The organism is Streptomyces sp. MMBL 11-1 (genome assembly GCF_028622875.1).
Classification (GTDB): Bacteria; Actinomycetota; Actinomycetes; order Streptomycetales; family Streptomycetaceae; genus Streptomyces.
The window spans coordinates 1,505,162-1,524,890 of sequence record NZ_CP117709.1 but is presented as its reverse complement, the minus strand read 5'-3'; the positions used below and the strand labels follow the sequence as shown (position 1 = coordinate 1,524,890).

Below are 19,729 nucleotides of genomic sequence, written 5' to 3'. Positions count from 1 at the left end.
TCGGAGAGGCCCCAGGCGTCTACCAGCCTCGCGTCCGCCACTCGCCGAGCAGAGGACGTTCGTCGCCGAGGGTGGTGTCGTTTCCATGCCCCGGGTAAATCCAGGTCTCGTCCGGAAGGACCCCGAAGATCTTTTCTTCAAGGCCGTCCATGAGCGACGTGAACTCACTAGGGTTTGTTGTCCGCCCGGGGCCTCCGGGGAACAGGCAGTCCCCGGTGAACAGATGCGGAGCGCCGTGCGGGTCGTCGTAGACCAGGGCGATGGAGCCCGGGGTGTGACCGACCAGATGGCGGGCGGTCAGCTCGACCCGGCCGACCGTGACCGTGTCGCCGTCCTCGACCAGGACGTCGGTCGGCACGGGGATGCCCTCGGCGTCGTAGCGGCCCGCGTACGTCCGGGCGCCGGTCGCCCCGACCACCTCGGCCAGCGCCTGCCAGTGGTCCCCGTGCCGGTGGGTGGTGACGACGGAGGCGATTCCGTCGTCACCGATCAGCGCCAGCAGGGTCTCCGGCTCGGCGGCCGCGTCGATCAGCAGCTGCTCACCGGTCGCCCGGCAGCGCAGCAGATAGGCGTTGTTGTTCATCCCGCCGACCGCGACCTTGGAGATCATCAGATCCGTCAGTTCGTGCACGCTCGCCGGTCCGCCGACCCTCACCGCTCCGCTGTACGTCATACGGATCAGCCTATAGCGGGGGCAGCGCGGGGAGAGGGCCCCCGGCCACGGTCAGGGCGGAGCCGTCACGGCGTCCGCAGAGCCAGCCCAGCAGCTCGGCGGCGGGCCCCTGCACCGTGACCAGGGCGCTCGGCGGGCCGCCGCCGGTGCTCCAGGTGCGGCCGTCCAGGTCGGTCAGCGCCGTGGCGGGCACCTCCTGGTTGCCCAGGAAGCGCTCGGCCAGGAAGGCGATCTCCCGCGTGACGAACTCCGCCGGCAGATCCTCCAGCTCGTAGCCGACGTCCAGGTCGACGTGGTGCAGCTCCACCTCGACCCAGCGCCGGAAGGGCACCCGGGCCGCGGAGTCCGTCACCCCGTTGCGCAGGGTGACCGTACGCGACCAGTCGGCGGGTTCGGCGGCGCCCGCCAGGAAGCGGTCCGCGCTCTCCCGCAGGTCGGTCAGCTGCTCGGCCGCCGGGCGGGGGGCGCCGTCGGCGATGTCGGCGTCCCGGGTTTCGCTGCTCGCGTACATCGGGCGTCCCCGGAGAACATTTCCGATCGCGTCGGCGTTACGTGACAGGTGGGCCAGAACATGGCCCCGACTCCATCCGGGCAGCCGTGACGGCTCGGCGACAGCGGCGTCGTCCAGTTTGCCGACTGCGTCGAGCAGCCGTTCGGTCGCTTCGCGTACAGCTCCCAGGTCGTGCGCATGATCAATCATGCGGCCGAGCCTAGCTCCGACACTCATTCGGGTGAAGGAGTCAGAGCGTGGCCATAAATCGAATGTGCGTGCTATACGCTCGGAAACGAAAGCTTCCTACACCGCTGAGGCGCCCCCCATACCCTGGGAGAGGGGCTCAGTTCCCCCGCTTCTCTCTAGAAAGGTGCGGACCGGCGTGGCCGACCGTCTCATCGTCCGTGGCGCGCGCGAGCACAACCTGAAGAACGTCTCGCTCGATCTGCCCCGCGACTCCCTCATCGTCTTCACCGGGCTCTCCGGGTCGGGCAAGTCGTCCCTCGCGTTCGACACGATCTTCGCCGAGGGGCAGCGCCGCTACGTCGAGTCGCTCTCCTCGTACGCCCGGCAGTTCCTCGGCCAGATGGACAAGCCGGACGTCGACTTCATCGAAGGCCTCTCCCCGGCGGTCTCCATCGACCAGAAGTCGACCTCGCGCAATCCGCGCTCCACGGTCGGCACCATCACCGAGGTCTACGACTACCTCCGGCTGCTCTTCGCCAGGATCGGCAAGCCGCACTGCCCCGAGTGCCATCGCCCCATCTCCCGCCAGTCGCCGCAGGCCATCGTCGACAAGGTCCTCGGCCTGCCCGAGGGCAGCCGCTTCCAGGTCCTCTCACCGCTGGTGCGCGAGCGCAAGGGCGAGTTCGTCGACCTCTTCGCCGACCTCCAGACCAAGGGCTACAGCCGGGCCAGGGTCGACGGCGCCACCATCCAGCTCGCCGAGCCGCCCACGCTCAAGAAGCAGGAGAAGCACACCATCGAGGTGGTCGTCGACCGCCTCACGGTCAAGGACAGCGCCAAGCGCCGGCTGACCGACTCGGTCGAGACCGCGCTCGGCCTCTCCGGCGGCATGGTCGTGCTCGACTTCGTCGACCTCCCCGAGGACGACCCCGAGCGCGAGCGGATGTTCTCCGAGCACCTCTACTGCCCGTACGACGACCTCTCCTTCGAGGAGCTGGAGCCGCGCTCCTTCTCCTTCAACTCGCCCTTCGGCGCCTGCCCCGACTGCACCGGCATCGGCACCCGCATGGAGGTTGACCCGGAGCTGATCGTCCCGGACGAGGAGAAGTCCCTCGACGAGGGCGCGATCCACCCCTGGTCCCACGGCCACACCAAGGAGTACTTCGGCCGCCTCATCGGCGCGCTCTCCGAAGCGCTCGGCTTCCGTACGGACATCCCCTGGGCCGGGCTGCCGCAGCGGGCCAAGAAGGCCCTGCTCTTCGGCCACAAGATCCAGACCGAGGTCCGCTACCGCAACCGTTACGGGCGCGAGCGCGCCTACACCACCCCCGCCTTCGAGGGTGCGGTGCAGTTCGTCAAGAGGCGCCACACCGAGGCCGAGAGCGACTCCAGCCGGGAGCGCTTCGAGGGCTACATGCGCGAGGTGCCCTGCCCGACCTGCGAGGGCACCCGGCTGAAGCCGATCGTGCTCGCGGTGACGGTGATGGAGAGGTCCATCGCGGAGGTCGCCGCGATGTCGATCAGCGAGTGCGCCGAGTTCCTCGGCCGCCTCAAGCTGAACGCCCGCGACAAGAAGATCGCCGAGCGGGTGCTCAAGGAGGTCAACGAGCGGCTGAGGTTCCTCGTCGACGTCGGCCTGGATTATCTGTCGCTGAACCGCGCGGCCGGCACCCTGTCCGGCGGCGAGGCCCAGCGCATCCGGCTGGCCACCCAGATCGGCTCCGGCCTGGTCGGCGTGCTGTACGTCCTGGACGAGCCGTCCATCGGTCTGCACCAGCGCGACAACCACCGGCTCATCGAGACCCTGGTCCGGCTGCGCGACATGGGCAACACGCTCATCGTCGTCGAGCACGACGAGGACACCATCAAGGTCGCCGACTGGGTCGTCGACATCGGCCCCGGCGCGGGCGAGCACGGCGGCAAGGTCGTCCACTCCGGCTCGCTCAAGGAGCTCCTGGCCAACAAGGAGTCCATCACCGGCCAGTATCTGTCCGGCAAGCGGTCCATCCCGACCCCCGACATCCGCCGCCCGGTCGACCCGGACCGCCGTCTCACCGTGCACGGCGCCCGGGAGAACAACCTCCAGGACATCGACGTCTCCTTCCCGCTCGGCGTCCTCACCGCCGTCACGGGCGTCTCCGGGTCCGGGAAGTCGACGCTGGTCAACGACATCCTCTACACCCACCTGGCCCGCGAGCTGAACGGCGCCAAGTCGGTCCCCGGCCGCCACACCCGGGTCGACGGCGACGACCTCGTCGACAAGGTGGTGCACGTCGACCAGTCGCCCATCGGCCGGACCCCGCGGTCCAACCCGGCGACGTACACCGGAGTCTTCGACCACGTCCGTCGGCTCTTCGCCGAGACGATGGAGGCGAAGGTGCGCGGCTATCTGCCGGGCCGCTTCTCCTTCAACGTCAAGGGGGGCCGCTGCGAGAACTGCTCCGGCGACGGCACCATCAAGATCGAGATGAACTTCCTGCCCGACGTGTACGTCCCGTGCGAGGTCTGCCACGGAGCGCGCTACAACCGGGAGACCCTGGAGGTCCACTACAAGGGCAAGTCCATCGCCGAGGTGCTGGACATGCCGATCGAGGAGGGCCTGGAGTTCTTCGAGGCCGTCCCGACGATCGCCCGCCACCTCCGCACTCTCAACGAGGTCGGCCTCGGGTATGTGCGGCTGGGGCAGTCCGCGCCAACGCTCTCCGGCGGTGAGGCGCAGCGCGTCAAGCTGGCGAGCGAGCTCCAGAAGCGCTCCACCGGCCGCACGGTCTACGTCCTGGACGAGCCGACCACCGGTCTGCACTTCGAGGACATCAGCAAGCTGATCACCGTGCTCTCCGGCCTGGTGGACAAGGGCAACACGGTCATCGTCATCGAGCACAACCTCGATGTCATCAAGACCGCCGACTGGGTCGTCGACATGGGCCCCGAGGGCGGCAACGGCGGTGGCCTGGTGGTCGCCGAGGGCACGCCGGAGCAGGTCGCCTCGGTCCCCGCCAGCCACACCGGCAAGTTCCTCCAGTCCATCCTGGACGCGGACCGCGTCAGCGAGGCCGCGGTGCCCTCCGGGCGGAGCACGACCCGCAAGGCGGCCGCCCGCAGGACCACCCCGGCGAAGAAGACGGCAGCCGCGGCCAAGAAGGCCGCGGTGACCAAGGCGAACGCCGCGGGCGCCAAGGCGGGTACGGCCAAGGCCGCCACCAGGAAGGCCGCCGCGAAGAAGACCACCCGCGCCCGCAAGGCCTGAGCGAGTCCGAGGCCTGAGCGAGTCCGAGGCCTGAGCAAGGCCCGGGCGAGGCCCGAGCGGTCGCCCGGCCCGGCAGCCGCCCGCGCCTCGCCGACGGCGGTCCCCACAGCACCAAGGGGGCCGCCGCCGCCCGTCGGGGCGGCCGCTCCGGCCCGGTCGCGGGGCTGGGGATCCCCACCGGTATCGTCGGTTCTGTCACCGGCACGCAGGGCCGCCGTCGCCGCCCCGCCCTGCCGGGCGACGCGGATCCGCCCTGATCCGCCCCCGGAACAACCAGCCCCACCGTGATCCACCCCGAACGACAACCCGTGGAGTCCGCATGCCCGGCCTGCCCGCCGCCCGCCGTACCGTGCTGAAGGGCGCCGCGCTCGCCGGCGCCGCCGGGCTGGGAGCGGCCGCCTGCTCCACCGAGTCCAAGCTCGGCCACGCCGAGAACCCCACCCCCACCGCCCCCGTCGACCTCGGGGCCGCCTCCGAGGTGCCCGTGGGCGGGGCCAAGCTCTACCGCGAGCAGCGCCTGGTCGTCGTCTGCCCGGCGAAGGGCGAGTACAAGGCGTTCAGCGCCCAGTGCACCCATGGCGGCTGTGTCCTGGACAAGGTCGAGGGCACCGAAGGCCACTGCCCCTGCCACGGCAGCCGCTTCGACATGACCACCGGCAAGCCGGTGAAGGGTCCGGCGACCGTGCCGCTGCCCGCCGTCCCGGTCACCGCCGAGGGCGGAAAGCTCGTCGCGGCCCCCGACGCCTGACGCGGAACAGCACCCCGACGCGCCGTCGGGCCCCGGCGCCCACCACGTGACCGTGCCCCGGCGCCGAAAGGCCCGCCGTCGCGTCGAGGCTCACTCCCAGTCCCAGTCGACCCCGATCAGACCGGGCCGCACGCTCTCCTCCACCAGGTGCACGGTCCGGTGCCGGCCGTTCAGGGTGAGGTCCTCGCGGGCCCCGCGCGCCGCCCCCGCCGACGCCTGGGCGAACCGGCGGCACCGCACCGGGAGCGCCGCCTCGTCGAAGCCGACCTGGAGCACGTACTGCCCGCCCCCGAAGGTGAAACCGCGCACGTACTCACCGCCGGCCCCGCCCGTACCGTCCTCGAATCCGTAACCGAAGAGGTACGTCTCACCGGACCGCAGCCGGGTGTCGAAGAGCAGCTCCGCCACCAGCACCCCCGCGTCGCGGTCCCAGCGGACCCGGCCCGTCCGGCAGTTCTCCAGGGCCCGCACCGCGATCCGTGAGGGGTCGCAGCCGGGGTCGCCCCGGTGGACCGCGAGATAGCGGTCGACGCCGTCCCGGTGCGCGCGCACCACGTGCTGCGACGTGCGGCCGGCCAGCTCGCGCCGCGCCCCGATCCGTACCCGCTCCTGGTGCCCCACGGTGTGCAGGCCGCCGTCCACCGGTGACTCCATCGCCGCGAGGAGCCGCTCCACCGAGCCCGACGCCTCCAGGAGCGACCGGTAGGAACGGGCGGCAGGGCGGTCCCCGTCCGCCGGGGCGTCACCGTCGCGCAGCAGCCGCGACAGCGAGTCGTCCGGCAGCGCGAGCACCTCCTCCAGCGCCCGTACCGCCCGCAGCGACTCGGCCCGCCGGGGCCGGCGCACCCCCTGCTGCCAGTAACTGAGACTGGTCACCCCGAGTTTGACGCCCCGGTGCGCCAGATGGTGCCGCACCCGCTGGAGCGGCAGTCCGCGCACCGACAGAGCGGTGCGCAACGCCAGATGGAACGGTCCGGTGCGCAGAACCTCTGCCAGTTCGGTCTCGGTCTGCCGCATGGCGGGCCTCCGGTGAACGTTCACGTGGGGAGTGGCGACACCGCCCCCGGGGGACGCGGGGGAGCAGGTGACCGGGACAGACCGTTCACACGGACGCCGTGCCGTTCACACCGTGATGTCACCTCGCATTGAAGCGTGTTGACCTGCTCCGGACAACGCCGGATGCTCATCGTCAGCGTCCGGACGCGCTCCTCCGATCCCCACCCCCGCATTGGGAGGAACGCCATGCGCAACCGAAGAGTCAGGCCCGGAAGGTTCTCGTTCACCGCCCTCCTGGCCGCCGTCCTGCTCGCCGTCCCCGCGGGCACCGCCACCGCCGCCCAGTCCCCGGACGGGGCGACGGGCTCCACCGTCGCCGCCGCCCAGCGGCTCAACATCACCATGCAGGCGCAACAGCAGAGCAACTGGTGCTGGGCGGCCGGCGGCACCACCATCGCCGCCTGGTTCGGCCGCAACTACTCCCAGAACCAGTTCTGCAACGCCGCCTTCAACCGCGGCCAGAACTCCCAGTGCCCCAACTCGCAGGCCACCCTGGGCAACGTCCAGACCGGACTGTCCTGGGCCGGGGTCAGGCCCGGCAGCTACGTCACCGGCTGGCTGCGCTACCCGACCGTGCAGGCCGAGATATCGGCCCGGCGCCCCATCGAGACCCGTATCCAGTGGTCGTCCGGCGGCGGCCACATGCATGTCATCTACGGGTACGACGACGCCAACAGCTGGGTCTACTGGGGCGACCCGTGGCCCTCCAGCGACCGCTACAACTGGGCCTCGCACGCCTGGTACGTCAACAACAACGAGTTCTCCTGGACCCACTCGCTCTACCGGATCGGGGCGTGAGGTCATGAACTCCACCACCCGGCGCATCGCCGTCGCCACCGCCCTCACCGGCGCTGCCCTGTTCACCACCGCCGCCCCCGCCCTCGCCGACGACGGCCGGGCGGTCCCGCCGAAGCTGACCGCCGCCACCCTCGAAGCGGCCCACGAGGCCGCCACCGAGTCCGCGACCCTGGACACCCTGTCGCGGTTCTTCGCCCGGGAGGGCGCGGTGAGCAGGGCGGCGAGCGCCCCCAGGATCGAGGGGAAGGCCGTTCCCGTGCGCACGCTCTCCGCCGCCTTCGTCGCCGGACACCGGGGGGCCGCCCCGAGCACCGTGGACTACCTGGCCAGCACCGCCGTCTCCTCCGACGGCCAGAAGGCCTCCCTGTGGACCGTTCCCGGGGCGGACGGGGGAGACCGGTGGCAGGTGGTGAACATCGCCACCGGCGACGACGAGGCCCGCTACACCGCGCAGGGGGCCCGTGCGCTTCCCGGCGGCACCGTGTTCCGCGAACCGCAGATCGACGCCTGGTACGTCCACAACGGCTCCCGGGTACTCCCGCTGGACGAGGACGCGAAGGCCGCCGTGGGCGCCCGCGGCACCGCGCTCAGCGCCTACCGGGCCCGCGTCCAGGAGGCGTACGGCGACAAGCTGCCCGGCTCCGGATACGCCCGCTCCGGCAAGGCCGGCGGCTACGGCCCCGACGCGGCCACCGGCACCGGGGGAGCCCCGGCGGCCGCGCCCGCTCCCGGCCCGGTCCCGGACCGGGCACCGGGCACCGCCGACAGCCCCGTGCTCGCCGCCCCGGCGTCCGGCGCGCCGGACACGGCCCTGACCGCCGTCTCCACCACCGCCGGGGCCGGTGCGCTGCTCGCGCTGGCCCTGTGCGGGGCCGCCGCGCTGCGCCGCCGGAACCGTGCCGGGCGGCCCCCGGCCACGGACGCCTAGGGAGTGGCCCCGAAGTATCGCCGTCCGCCATCAGGGCGGACGGCGCTGCTTTCGAAACACGCCGACGGTGGGCTCCACCGGGGCGCGGGCCCGCGCCCCGGGGTGCGAACACCCCCACGGCACCCCGGAGCGCGGCACCACCCGAGGAGGACACGCTGTCACTGCCCGCAAGTAGGGTGTGAGACATGGCAGACCCCTCCAGCTACCGCCCCAAGCCGGGACAGATCCCCGACTCCCCGGGGGTCTACAAGTTCCGCGACGAGCACCGCCGGGTGATCTACGTCGGGAAGGCCAAGAACCTGCGCCAACGCGTGGCCAACTACTTCCAGGACCTGGCGGGCCTCCACCCCCGGACGCGCACGATGGTCACCACCGCCGCCTCCGTCGAATGGACGGTCGTCTCCACCGAGGTCGAGGCGCTCCAGCTGGAGTATTCCTGGATCAAGGAGTTCGACCCCCGGTTCAACGTCAAGTACCGCGACGACAAGAGCTATCCCTACCTCGCGGTCACGCTCAACGAGGAGTTCCCCCGCGTCCAGGTCATGCGCGGCGCCAAGAAGAAGGGCGTGCGCTACTTCGGTCCCTACGGCCACGCCTGGGCGATCCGCGAGACGGTCGACCTGATGCTCCGCGTCTTCCCCGTCCGCACCTGTTCCGCCGGGGTCTTCAAGAACGCCGCGCGCACCGGCCGCCCCTGCCTGCTGGGCTACATCGGCAAGTGCTCGGCCCCCTGTGTCGGCCGGGTCACCCCCGAGGAACACCAGGAGCTGGCCGAGGATTTCTGCGACTTCATGGCCGGCCGCACGGGCACCTACATCCGCCGCCTGGAGAAGGACATGATGCGGGCGGCCGAGGAGATGGAGTACGAGCGGGCCGCCCGCCTCCGCGACGACGCCGAGGCCCTCAAGCGGGCCATGGAGAAGAGCGCCGTCGTCCTCGCCGACGCCACCGACGCCGACCTGATCGCCGTCGCCGAGGACGAGCTGGAGGCCGCCCTCCAGATCTTCCACGTGCGCGGAGGCCGGGTGCGCGGCCAGCGCGGCTGGGTCACCGACAAGGTCGAGGCGGTCGACACCTCCGGCCTCGTCGAGCACGCCCTCCAGCAGCTGTACGGGGAAGAGCGCGGCGACGCCGTCCCCAAGGAGGTCCTGGTCCCCGCCCTGCCCGAGGACGCCGAAGCCGTCTCCCAGTGGCTCGCCGAGCGCCGGGGCTCCCAGGTCAGCCTGCGCATTCCGCAGCGCGGCGACAAGAAGGACCTCATGGTCACCGTCCAGCGCAACGCCCAGCAGGCGCTCGGACTGCACAAGACCAAGCGCGCCTCCGACCTGACCACCCGCTCCCGCGCCCTGGAGGAGATCGCCGAGGCGCTGGGGCTGGACACCGCGCCGCTGCGCATCGAGTGCTACGACATCTCCCACCTCCAGGGTGACGACGTGGTGGCCTCCATGGTCGTCTTCGAGGACGGCCTCGCCCGCAAGAGCGAGTACCGCCGCTTCCAGATCAAGGGCTTCGAGGGTCAGGACGACGTCCGCTCGATGCACGAGGTGATCGGCCGCCGCTTCAAGCGCTACCTCCAGGACAAGGAACGCACGGGGGAATGGGAGGAGACACCGGAGACCGCCACCGGCTCTGCCCCTGCCCCCGCCGCCACCGGCTCTGTCCCCGGCCCCGTCCCCGCCGTCACCGGTCCCGTCCCCGCCCCGGCTCCGGCCGCCGCCCCGCCGGGCGACGGGACCGAGCCCCGGGAGGACGACGGCCGCCCCAAGCGGTTCGCCTACCCGCCGCAGCTCGTCGTCGTCGACGGCGGGCAGCCCCAGGTCGCCGCCGCCCGGCGTGCCCTGGACGAGCTGGGCATCGACGACATCGCGGTCTGCGGCCTCGCCAAGCGCCTCGAAGAGGTCTGGCTCCCCGAGGACGACGATCCGGTCGTCCTGCCCCGCTCCAGCGAGGGCCTCTACCTCCTCCAGCGCATCCGGGACGAGGCCCACCGCTTCGCCATCACCTACCAGCGCGCCAAACGCGCCAAGCGCATCCGCAGCAGCCCCCTCGACGACGTGACCGGCCTCGGCGAGACCCGGAAGCAGGCCCTCATCAAGCATTTCGGCTCGGTGAAGAAGCTCCGGCAAGCGACAATCGACGAGATCTGCGAGGTCCCCGGGATAGGGCGAAGGACGGCGGAATCGGTGGCCGCCGCCCTCGCCTCGACCGCTCCCGCGGCACCTGCCGTGAACACGGCCACAGGAGAGATCATTGAAGAGGACGACGGGGGCAGCTCATGACCGAGAAGAGCCACGGGACCGCACAGGACAGCGCGGCGCACGAGACCGCGGACCGCGACATCACCGACCGTGACAACACCGACCGCGATGTCGCGGACCGCGGTGTCACCGACCGCGACGCCCTCGACCGCACCGACCGAGACACCGCAGACCGAGCAGACGGAGCAGCAGACGTGAGTACGAACACCCCGAACGAGACGGGTGAGGCGGCCATCCCCGAGCTGGTGATCATCTCCGGGATGTCGGGGGCCGGCCGCAGCACCGCCGCCAAGTGTCTGGAGGACCTCGGCTGGTTCGTCGTCGACAACCTGCCGCCCGCGCTGATCCCCACCATGGTGGAGCTCGGCGCCCGCTCGCAGGGCAACGTGGCCCGGATCGCCGTCGTCGTCGACGTACGCGGCCGGCGCTTCTTCGACAACCTCCGCGAATCCCTCGCCGATCTGGAGGCCAAGCACGTCACGCGGCGGATCGTCTTCCTGGAGTCCTCCGACGACGCCCTGGTGCGCCGCTTCGAGTCCGTCCGCCGCCCGCACCCCCTCCAGGGCGACGGCCGCATCGTCGACGGCATCGCGGCCGAGCGCGACCTGCTGCGCGAGCTGCGCGGCGACGCCGACCTGGTCATCGACACCTCCAGCCTCAACGTGCACGAGCTGCGGGCCAAGATGGACGCCCAGTTCGCGGGAGAGTCGGAACCGGAGCTGCGGGCCACGGTGATGTCCTTCGGCTACAAGTACGGCCTGCCCGTCGACGCCGACCTGGTCGTCGACTGCCGCTTCCTGCCCAACCCGCACTGGGTCCCCGAGCTGCGCCCCTTCACCGGCGTCAACGCGGAGGTGTCCGACTATGTCTTCGACCAGCCGGGCGCCAAGGAGTTCCTCAACCAGTACACCGAGCTGCTCCAGCTGATCGCCGCCGGCTACCGCCGCGAGGGCAAGCGGTACGTGACCATCGCCGTGGGCTGCACCGGCGGCAAGCACCGCTCCGTCGCCATGTCGGAGAAGCTCTCGGCCCGCCTCGCCGCCGAAGGCGTCGAGACCGTCCTCGTGCACCGCGACATGGGGCGAGAGTGACCGGACGCAATCTGCGGATGCGCCGCCTGAGCCGCGCCACCTCGGCGCTCTCCGGCCGCAAGCGCGGTGCTCAGCCCAAGGTCGTCGCGCTCGGCGGCGGCATGGGTCTCTCGGCGTCCCTGGCGGCGCTGCGCCGGATCACCGGCGATCTCACGGCTGTGGTCACCGTCGCCGACGACGGCGGCTCCAGCGGCCGGCTGCGCGAGGAGCTGGGCGTGCTGCCCCCCGGCGACCTGCGCAAGGCGCTCGCCGCACTGTGCGGCGACGACGACTGGGGCCGTACGTGGTCCCAGGTCATCCAGCACCGCTTCGAGTCCAAGGGGGATCTCCACGAGCACGCGGTCGGCAATCTGCTGATCGTGGCCCTCTGGGAGCAGCTCGGCGACCACGTGCAAGCGCTCGACCTGGTCGGCAAGCTGCTCGGCGCGCACGGCCGGGTGCTGCCGATGTCGGCCGTACCGCTGGAACTCCAGGCGCTGGTCAAGGGCCACGACCCCGACCTGCCCGACGCGATCGTCACCGTGCGCGGCCAGGCCACGGTGGCGCTCACGCCCGGCGAGGTGCAGTCCGTGCACGTGGTCCCGCCCGACCCGCCGGCCGTCCCGGAAGCCGTGGAGGCGGTCCTGGACGCCGACTGGGTGGTGCTCGGTCCCGGCTCCTGGTTCTCCTCCGTGATCCCGCACCTGCTCGTGCCGGAACTGCTCGACGCACTGGTCACCACGAAGGCTCGCAAGGTCCTCTCGTTGAACCTCGCACCCCAGCCCGGTGAAACAGAAGGCTTCTCACCGCAGCGTCATTTGGAGGTTTTGGGACGACACGCCCCTAAACTCGCCTTGGACGTGGTGCTGGCCGATGAGGCCGCCGTGCCCGACCGTGATTCCCTCGCCGATGCCGCACTACGGCTCGGAGCCGCGGTCGAGCTGGCGCCGGTGGCATCGCCCGACGGCGTTCCGGTCCATGATCAGGAGCTGTTGGCCGCCGCGTACGACCGTATTTTTCGGATGCATGGAAGGATCGGCCCATGGCGATGACGCCAGCGGTGAAGAACGAAATCTCTCATCTTCCCGTCACCCGGACCTGCTGCAGGAAAGCAGAGGTCTCGGCGATTCTTCGGTTCGCGGGCGGCCTGCACCTGGTGAGCGGCCGGATTGTGATCGAGGCGGAGCTGGACACGGGCAACGCCGCCCGCCGCCTCAAGCGCGACATCCTGGAGATCTTCGGGCACAGCTCGGAGCTGATCGTGATGGCCCCCGGCGGACTGCGCCGCGGCTCACGCTTTGTCGTACGGGTGGTGGCGGGCGGTGACCAGCTGGCCCGGCAGACCGGTCTGGTGGACGGCCGCGGCCGTCCGATCCGCGGGCTTCCCCCGCAGGTGGTCTCGGGGGCCACCTGCGACGCCGAGGCCGCCTGGCGCGGAGCGTTCCTCGCCCACGGCTCGCTCACCGAGCCCGGCCGCTCCTCCTCCCTGGAGGTCACCTGCCCGGGACCGGAGGCGGCCCTCGCCCTGGTCGGTGCGGCGCGCCGGCTCTCCATCGCCGCCAAGGCCCGCGAGGTGCGCGGGGTGGACCGTGTGGTGGTCCGCGACGGCGACGCGATCGGCGCCCTGCTGACCCGGCTCGGCGCCCACGACGCGGTGCTCGCCTGGGAGGAGCGGCGGATGCGGCGCGAGGTCCGCGCCACAGCCAACCGGCTCGCCAACTTCGACGACGCGAACCTGCGCCGCTCGGCCCGCGCCGCGGTCGCCGCCGGGGCCCGGGTGGGGCGCGCGCTGGAGATCCTCGGCGAGGAGGTCCCCGAGCACCTGGCCGCCGCGGGACGGCTGCGCATGGAGCACAAGCAGGCCTCGCTGGAGGAGCTGGGTGCGCTCGCCGACCCGCCGCTGACCAAGGACGCGGTCGCCGGCCGGATCCGCCGGCTGCTGGCGATGGCCGACAAGCGGGCCCAGGACCTGGGTATCCCGGGCACCGAGTCGACCCTCAGCGAGGAGCTCGCCGACGGCCTGGTCGGCTGAGACGGCGACAGACAGGGGACGTTGGTCCCGCACCCGTCGGGACCCGGGTCCCGATCCCCCGGGACCCAGGTCCCGGGGGACGGGACGGAGGTCCGTACTCCTACTGGCGAGTACGGACCTCTCGTCGTTTCCGGTGGCGCTTACCGGCCCTCTCGATGTCACCCCCGGGCCCTCGGAGAGGTAGGGTCGGAAGCGGTCGGGGACATCCCTATACAACTCGCCGGCGTCGAAAACCGGCGTACCTAACGAGGAGATCGGTTCGTGACGATCCGCGTAGGCATCAACGGCTTCGGCCGCATCGGCCGCAACTACTTCCGCGCTCTGCTGGAGCAGGGTGCGGACATCGAGATCGTGGCTGTCAACGACCTGGGTGACACTGCGACCACGGCCCACCTGCTGAAGTACGACACCATTCTGGGTCGTCTCAAGGCAGAGGTCAGCCACACCGCCGACACCATCACCGTCGATGGTCACACCATCAAGGTGCTCTCCGAGCGCAACCCGGCCGACATCCCCTGGGGTGAGCTGGGCGTCGACATCGTCATCGAGTCGACCGGCATCTTCACCAAGAAGGCCGACGCCGAGAAGCACATCGCGGGCGGCGCCAAGAAGGTCCTCATCTCGGCTCCGGCCAAGGACGAGGACATCACCATCGTGATGGGCGTCAACCAGGACCAGTACGACGCGGCCAACCACAACGTCATCTCCAACGCCTCCTGCACCACCAACTGTGTGGCGCCGATGGCCAAGGTTCTCGACGAGAACTTCGGCATCGTCAAGGGCCTGATGACGACGGTCCACGCGTACACCAACGACCAGCGGATCCTGGACTTCCCGCACTCGGACCTGCGTCGCGCCCGCGCCGCCGCCGAGAACATCATCCCGACCACCACCGGCGCCGCCAAGGCCACCGCCCTGGTGCTCCCGCAGCTCAAGGGCAAGCTCGACGGCATCGCGATGCGCGTCCCGGTCCCGACCGGCTCCGCCACCGACCTGGTCGTCACCCTCCAGCGCGAGGTCACCAAGGACGAGGTCAACGCCGCGTTCAAGAAGGCCTCCGACGACGGCGCCCTCAAGGGCTTCCTGACGTACACCGAGGACCCGATCGTCTCCTCGGACATCGTCGGCGACCCGTCGTCCTGCACCTTCGACTCCTCCCTGACCATGGTCCAGGAGGGCAGCACGGTGAAGATCCTCGGCTGGTACGACAACGAGTGGGGCTACTCCAACCGCCTCGTCGACCTCACGGTCTTCGTCGGCGAGCAGCTCTGATCCTCGGGGTCGGCGGCACCACGATGTGAGCAAGGGGCTCGACCGGCGCAACGACGCGCCGGTCGAGCCCCTAGGCCGTGTCGACAAACTTCCGCCTGCCGCGCGGCGTCTGGCACGCACGCTCGCGGCGTTGCCGCAATGGCCAAGTAGCTCCGCTACGAGACCATTGCGGCGCCTTGCGATCGCACGCACCAGACGCCGCGCGGCCCGGCCGGGCGGCCGGACGACGGCAGTTTGTCGACACGGCCTAGCATGCTCATCGGTCCTTCCAAGGAGTAAACGGAACAGATGAAGACGATCGACGAACTTCTCGCCGAAGGGGTCGCGGGCAAGCGGGTATTCGTCCGCGCCGACCTCAACGTGCCGCTGGACGGCACCACGATCACCGACGACGGCCGTATCCGCGCCGTCGTCCCGACGATCGCCAAACTCGCCGAGGCCGGCGCGCGCGTCGTCGTCGCCTCGCACCTCGGCCGCCCCAAGGGCGCCCCGGACCCGGCCTTCTCGCTGGCGCCCGCCGCCGCCCGCCTGGGCGAACTCCTCGGATCCGAGGTCGCCTTCGCCACCGACACGGTCGGCGAGTCCGCCCGCGCCGTGGTCGCGGGCCTCGCCGACGGCCAGGTCGCGGTCGTCGAGAACCTCCGCTTCAACGCCGGTGAGACGTCCAAGAACGACGCCGAGCGCGGCGCCTTCGCCGACCGGCTGGCCGAGCTCGCGGACCTCTACGTGGGCGACGGCTTCGGCGCCGTGCACCGCAAGCACGCCTCGGTCTTCGACCTCCCGGCCCGCCTCCCGCACTACGCGGGCTACCTCATCGCCACCGAGGTCGGCGTCCTGAAGAAGCTCACCACCGACGTCAAGCGGCCGTACGCGGTCGTCCTCGGCGGCGCGAAGGTCTCCGACAAGCTCGGCGTGATCGACCACCTGCTGGAGCGGGCCGACCGCATCCTCATCGGCGGCGGCATGGCGTACACCTTCCTCAAGGCCCAGGGCCACGAGGTCGGCAGCTCGCTGCTCCAGGAGGACCAGATCCCGGCCGTCCAGGAGTACCTGCGACGGGCCGAGGACAAGGGCGTGGAGTTCGTGCTCCCCGTCGACGTCGTGGTCGCCCCGTCCTTCCCGGACCTCAAGACCAAGGCCCCGGCCCACCCCACCACGGTCGCCGCCGACGCCATGCCGGCCGGCCGGATGGGGCTGGACAACGGACCGGAGACCAACAAGCTCTACGCAGCGAAGCTCGCCGACGCGGCCACCGTCTTCTGGAACGGCCCGATGGGCGTCTTCGAACACCCCGACTTCGCCGACGGCACCCGCGCGGTCGCCCAGGCGCTCGTCGACTCGTCGGCGTTCAGCGTCGTCGGCGGTGGCGACTCCGCCGCGGCCGTTCGCATCCTGGGCTTCGACGAGAATGCTTTCGGACATATTTCGACCGGTGGCGGCGCGAGTCTCGAATACCTCGAGGGCAAGACGCTTCCCGGGCTCGCCGCACTGGAGGACTGACCTTTCATGACCACCCGCACCCCGCTGATGGCGGGCAACTGGAAGATGAACCTCAACCACCTCGAGGCCATCGCCCACGTCCAGAAGCTCTCCTTCGCCCTGGCCGACAAGGACTACGAGGCCGTCGAGGTCGCCGTCCTGGCGCCCTTCACCGACCTGCGCTCCGTACAGACCCTGGTGGACGGCGACAAGCTGAAGATCAAGTACGGCGCCCAGGACATCTCGGCGCACGACTCCGGCGCGTACACCGGTGAGATCTCCGGGCCCATGCTCGCCAAGCTGCGCTGCACGTACGTGGCCGTCGGCCACAGCGAGCGCCGCCAGTACCACGGCGAGAGTGACGAGATCTGCAACGCCAAGGTGAAGGCCGCCTACAAGCACGGCCTGACCCCGATCCTCTGCGTCGGCGAGGGCCTGGACATCCGCAAGGCCGGTGACCAGGTCTCCTACACGCTCGCGCAGCTCGACGGGGCCCTGAAGGACATCCCCGCCGAGCAGGCCGAGACCATCGTGATCGCCTACGAGCCGGTCTGGGCCATCGGCACCGGCGAGGTCGCCACCCCCGAGGACGCCCAGGAGGTCTGCGGCGCGATCCGGGGCCGGCTGGCCGAGCTGTACACGCAGGAGCTGGCCGACGCCGTCCGTATCCAGTACGGCGGCTCGGTGAAGTCCGGCAACGTCGCGGCCATCATGGCGCAGCCCGACGTGGACGGCGCCCTCATCGGCGGCGCCGCACTGGACGCCGACGAGTTCGTCAAGATCGTCCGCTTCCGCGACCAGTGAGTATGCGGTAGCGCGGATCCGTCGTACCCTTGCGGGGGCCGGAGGGGCCAGTCGCCCTTCGGCCCCCGGTGTACGTACACGCAGTAGTCGAGAATTCCGGAAAGTAGGGACCAGCCGTGGTTATGGCGTTCCAGATCGCTCTGATCGTCTTCAGCCTGCTGCTGATGCTGCTGGTGCTCATGCACAAGGGCAAGGGCGGCGGCCTCTCCGACATGTTCGGTGGCGGAATGCAGTCCTCCGTCGGTGGCTCCTCCGTCGCCGAGCGTAACCTCGACCGGATCACCGTCGTGGTCGGTCTGGTCTGGTTCGCGTGCGTCGTGGTACTCGGCCTGCTCATCAAGCTGGACAACTGACCCGTCGTCCGCGCCTGCCGGTGACGGTGTAACTCCTTCCACTGGACGCGCGTTGGGCCTTACGTAGACTGGGGCATCGCTCGAGCACCATCACGCAGGGAGTTACGACCGTGGCAAGTGGCAACGCGATCCGGGGAAGCCGGGTCGGAGCGGGGCCGATGGGGGAGGCGGAGCGGGGCGAGTCCGCGCCGCGCGCCCGCATCTCCTTCTGGTGCTCGAACGGGCACGAGACGCAGCCGAGCTTCGCCCATGACGCGCAGGTGCCGGACACCTGGGACTGCCCGCGCTGCGGCTTCCCGGCCGGCCAGGACAAGGACAGCCCGCCCGACCCGCCCCGCACCGAGCCGTACAAGACGCACCTGGCGTACGTACGGGAGCGGCGGAGCGACGAGGACGGCGAGGCGATCCTCGCCGAGGCGCTGGCCAAACTCCGGGGCGAGATCTGACCGTCGTCACACGGTCGTCCGCCGGGCGATGCCCGGCACGCCCGCTCGCGGCCCCACCGTTCCACGGACCACCCAGTCGTTCACCGGCCGGACACCCCACGGGTGTCCGGCCGTCCCGCGTTCCCGCGCCACCGCGCTCCTCCGCGCCGTCCGCCTCCTCGATCAATTAGGTTGGAGGGGCAGCGGGGATGCTGAGTGACGAGAAGAAGTGGGCTGATATCCGGGATGAACGCAGTAAGCCGAACCAAGCTCGACCAGACGCCCCAGTGGCAGGCTCTCGCCAAGCACCGTGAGGAGCTCGGCGCACCCCAGCTGCGCGAGCTGTTCGCGCGGCAGCCGGACCGGGGCACCGCCTACACCCTCCGGGTCGGCGACCTCCACCTCGACTACTCCAAGCACCTGGTCACCGACGAGACGCTGCGCCTGCTGCGCGAACTCGCCACCGCCACCGGGGTCGCGGAGCTGCGGGACGCGATGTTCCGCGGCGAGAAGATCAACACCACCGAGGACCGGGCGGTCCTGCACACCGCGCTCCGCGCCCCGCGCGACGCGGTGATCGAGGTCGACGGCGAGAACGTCGTGCCGGCCGTGCACGCCGTCCTGGACAGGATGGCCGCCTTCGCCGAGAAGGTCCGGTCGGGGCAGTGGACCGGCCACACCGGCAAGCCCGTCAAGAACATCGTCAACATCGGCATCGGCGGCTCCGACCTCGGCCCCGCCATGGCGTACGAGGTGCTGCGCTCCTTCACGGACCGCGCGCTCACCGTCCGCTTCGTCTCCAACGTCGACGGCGCCGATCTGCACGAGGCCGTCCGCGACCTCGACCCGGCCGAGACGCTGTTCGTCATCGCCTCGAAGACCTTCACGACGATCGAGACCATCACCAACGCCACCTCCGCGCGGGACTGGCTGCTGACCGAGCTGAAGGCCGGTCAGGACGCCGTCGCGAAGCACTTCGTGGCGCTGTCGACCAACGCCGGGAAGGTCGAGGAGTTCGGCATCGACACGGCCAACATGTTCGAGTTCTGGGACTGGGTCGGCGGCCGCTACAGCTACGACTCGGCGATCGGCCTCTCGCTGATGGTCGCCATCGGACCGGACCGCTTCCGTGAGATGCTCGACGGCTTCCACCTCGTCGACGAGCACTTCCGCACCGCCCCCGCCGAGGAGAACGCCCCGCTCCTACTCGGCCTCCTCGGCGTCTGGTACGGCAACTTCTTCGATGCCCAGTCGCACGCGGTGCTGCCGTACAGCCACTACCTGTCCAAGTTCACCGCCTACCTCCAGCAGCTCGACATGGAGTCCAACGGCAAGTCCGTCGACCGCGACGGCAACCCCGTGGACTGGCAGACCGGACCGGTCGTCTGGGGCACGCCCGGCACCAACGGGCAGCACGCGTACTACCAGTTGATCCACCAGGGCACCAAGCTGATCCCGGCGGACTTCATCGGCTTCGCCGCCCCGGTCCACGACCTGCTGCCCGGGCTGATCGCCCAGCACGACCTGCTGATGGCCAACTTCTTCGCCCAGACCCAGGCCCTCGCCTTCGGCAAGACGCCCGAAGAGGTCCGGGCGGAAGGGGTGCCCGAGGAGCTGGTCCCGCACAAGACGTTCCGGGGCAACCACCCCACGACGACGATCCTCGCCGACAAGCTGACCCCCTCGGTCCTCGGCCAGCTCATCGCGCTGTACGAGCACAAGGTCTTCGTCCAGGGCGCCATCTGGAACATCGACTCCTTCGACCAGTGGGGCGTCGAGCTCGGCAAGGTCCTCGCCAAGAAGATCGAACCGCTCCTGACGGAGAGCGGGGGAGCGGACGCCGGGCAGCTGGACAGCTCCACCGCCGCCCTGGTCGACGCCTACCGCACGCTGCGCGGGCGCTGAAC

Annotated in this window: 17 protein-coding genes; 14 read left to right on the top strand and 3 right to left on the bottom strand. The window is 70.7% G+C overall.

The genetic code is table 11. From position 1 onward, the window contains the following. Positions 1-19: 19 nt before the first annotated feature. Together PSQ21_RS06405 and PSQ21_RS06400 are read right to left on the bottom strand one after the other, a co-directional pair. A complete protein-coding gene (locus tag PSQ21_RS06405; RefSeq protein WP_274029429.1) occupies positions 20-673 on the bottom strand; it encodes an MBL fold metallo-hydrolase in 654 nt (217 codons plus the stop codon). Positions 674-683: 10 nt separating this feature from the next. Beyond that, a complete protein-coding gene (locus tag PSQ21_RS06400) occupies positions 684-1,373 on the bottom strand; it encodes a maleylpyruvate isomerase family mycothiol-dependent enzyme (RefSeq protein ID WP_274029428.1) in 690 nt (229 codons plus the stop codon). A gap of 175 nt (positions 1,374-1,548) precedes the next feature. Here PSQ21_RS06400 and uvrA point away from each other — a divergent pair, with 175 nt between their 5' ends. Together uvrA and PSQ21_RS06390 are read left to right on the top strand one after the other, a co-directional pair. Then, positions 1,549-4,599, top strand: coding sequence for an excinuclease ABC subunit UvrA (uvrA, locus tag PSQ21_RS06395; RefSeq protein WP_274029427.1), 3,051 nt, complete (start codon positions 1,549-1,551; stop codon positions 4,597-4,599). Between the two features lie 319 nt (positions 4,600-4,918). Next, complete coding sequence (locus PSQ21_RS06390; RefSeq protein WP_274029426.1) at positions 4,919-5,347, top strand: Rieske (2Fe-2S) protein; 429 nt, start codon at positions 4,919-4,921, stop codon at positions 5,345-5,347. A 90-nt stretch (positions 5,348-5,437) separates the two neighbouring features. Here PSQ21_RS06390 and PSQ21_RS06385 read toward each other — a convergent pair whose 3' ends face one another. Then, entirely contained in the window at positions 5,438-6,364 is a 927-nt protein-coding gene (locus tag PSQ21_RS06385; RefSeq protein WP_274029425.1) for a hypothetical protein, read from the bottom strand. Positions 6,365-6,589: 225 nt separating this feature from the next. Here PSQ21_RS06385 and PSQ21_RS06380 point away from each other — a divergent pair, with 225 nt between their 5' ends. From PSQ21_RS06380 to pgi, 12 genes are all read left to right on the top strand, one after another. After that, positions 6,590-7,201, top strand: coding sequence for a papain-like cysteine protease family protein (locus tag PSQ21_RS06380; protein WP_274029424.1), 612 nt, complete (start codon positions 6,590-6,592; stop codon positions 7,199-7,201). A 4-nt stretch (positions 7,202-7,205) separates the two neighbouring features. Next, entirely contained in the window at positions 7,206-8,129 is a 924-nt protein-coding gene (locus PSQ21_RS06375; protein ID WP_274029423.1) for a hypothetical protein, read from the top strand. A 185-nt stretch (positions 8,130-8,314) separates the two neighbouring features. Then, positions 8,315-10,408, top strand: coding sequence for an excinuclease ABC subunit UvrC (gene uvrC, locus PSQ21_RS06370; RefSeq protein WP_274029422.1), 2,094 nt, complete (start codon positions 8,315-8,317; stop codon positions 10,406-10,408). Continuing rightward, the gene (gene rapZ, locus PSQ21_RS06365) at positions 10,405-11,478 is read left to right on the top strand and encodes an RNase adapter RapZ (protein ID WP_274029421.1); all 1,074 of its coding nucleotides are present in this window, start codon (positions 10,405-10,407) and stop codon (positions 11,476-11,478) included. Before uvrC ends, rapZ begins: the two co-directional genes overlap by 4 nt. Continuing rightward, positions 11,475-12,509, top strand: a complete 1,035-nt coding sequence (locus PSQ21_RS06360; protein ID WP_274029420.1) for a gluconeogenesis factor YvcK family protein — start codon at positions 11,475-11,477, stop codon at positions 12,507-12,509. The genes rapZ and PSQ21_RS06360 overlap by 4 nt, the downstream gene beginning before the upstream one ends. Beyond that, positions 12,500-13,489 (top strand): DNA-binding protein WhiA, encoded by a 990-nt coding sequence (whiA, locus tag PSQ21_RS06355; protein WP_003969868.1) that lies wholly within the window; start codon positions 12,500-12,502, stop codon positions 13,487-13,489. The genes PSQ21_RS06360 and whiA overlap by 10 nt, the downstream gene beginning before the upstream one ends. A gap of 261 nt (positions 13,490-13,750) precedes the next feature. Beyond that, positions 13,751-14,761, top strand: a complete 1,011-nt coding sequence (gene gap / locus PSQ21_RS06350) for a type I glyceraldehyde-3-phosphate dehydrogenase (RefSeq protein ID WP_274029419.1) — start codon at positions 13,751-13,753, stop codon at positions 14,759-14,761. A 288-nt stretch (positions 14,762-15,049) separates the two neighbouring features. Next, positions 15,050-16,261, top strand: coding sequence for a phosphoglycerate kinase (locus PSQ21_RS06345; RefSeq protein ID WP_274029418.1), 1,212 nt, complete (start codon positions 15,050-15,052; stop codon positions 16,259-16,261). Between the two features lie 6 nt (positions 16,262-16,267). Continuing rightward, on the top strand, positions 16,268-17,044 hold the full coding sequence (tpiA, locus tag PSQ21_RS06340) for a triose-phosphate isomerase (RefSeq protein WP_274029417.1): 777 nt from the start codon (positions 16,268-16,270) through the stop codon (positions 17,042-17,044). Positions 17,045-17,166: 122 nt separating this feature from the next. Then, a complete protein-coding gene (gene secG, locus PSQ21_RS06335; RefSeq protein ID WP_397988897.1) occupies positions 17,167-17,397 on the top strand; it encodes a preprotein translocase subunit SecG in 231 nt (76 codons plus the stop codon). A 110-nt stretch (positions 17,398-17,507) separates the two neighbouring features. Further along, positions 17,508-17,843 carry an RNA polymerase-binding protein RbpA gene (locus PSQ21_RS06330; protein WP_006123681.1) on the top strand — a complete coding sequence of 112 codons (336 nt, stop codon included), beginning with the start codon at positions 17,508-17,510 and terminating at the stop codon, positions 17,841-17,843. Positions 17,844-18,068: 225 nt separating this feature from the next. Continuing rightward, the gene (gene pgi / locus PSQ21_RS06325; protein ID WP_274029415.1) at positions 18,069-19,727 is read left to right on the top strand and encodes a glucose-6-phosphate isomerase; all 1,659 of its coding nucleotides are present in this window, start codon (positions 18,069-18,071) and stop codon (positions 19,725-19,727) included. Positions 19,728-19,729 lie beyond the last annotated feature (2 nt).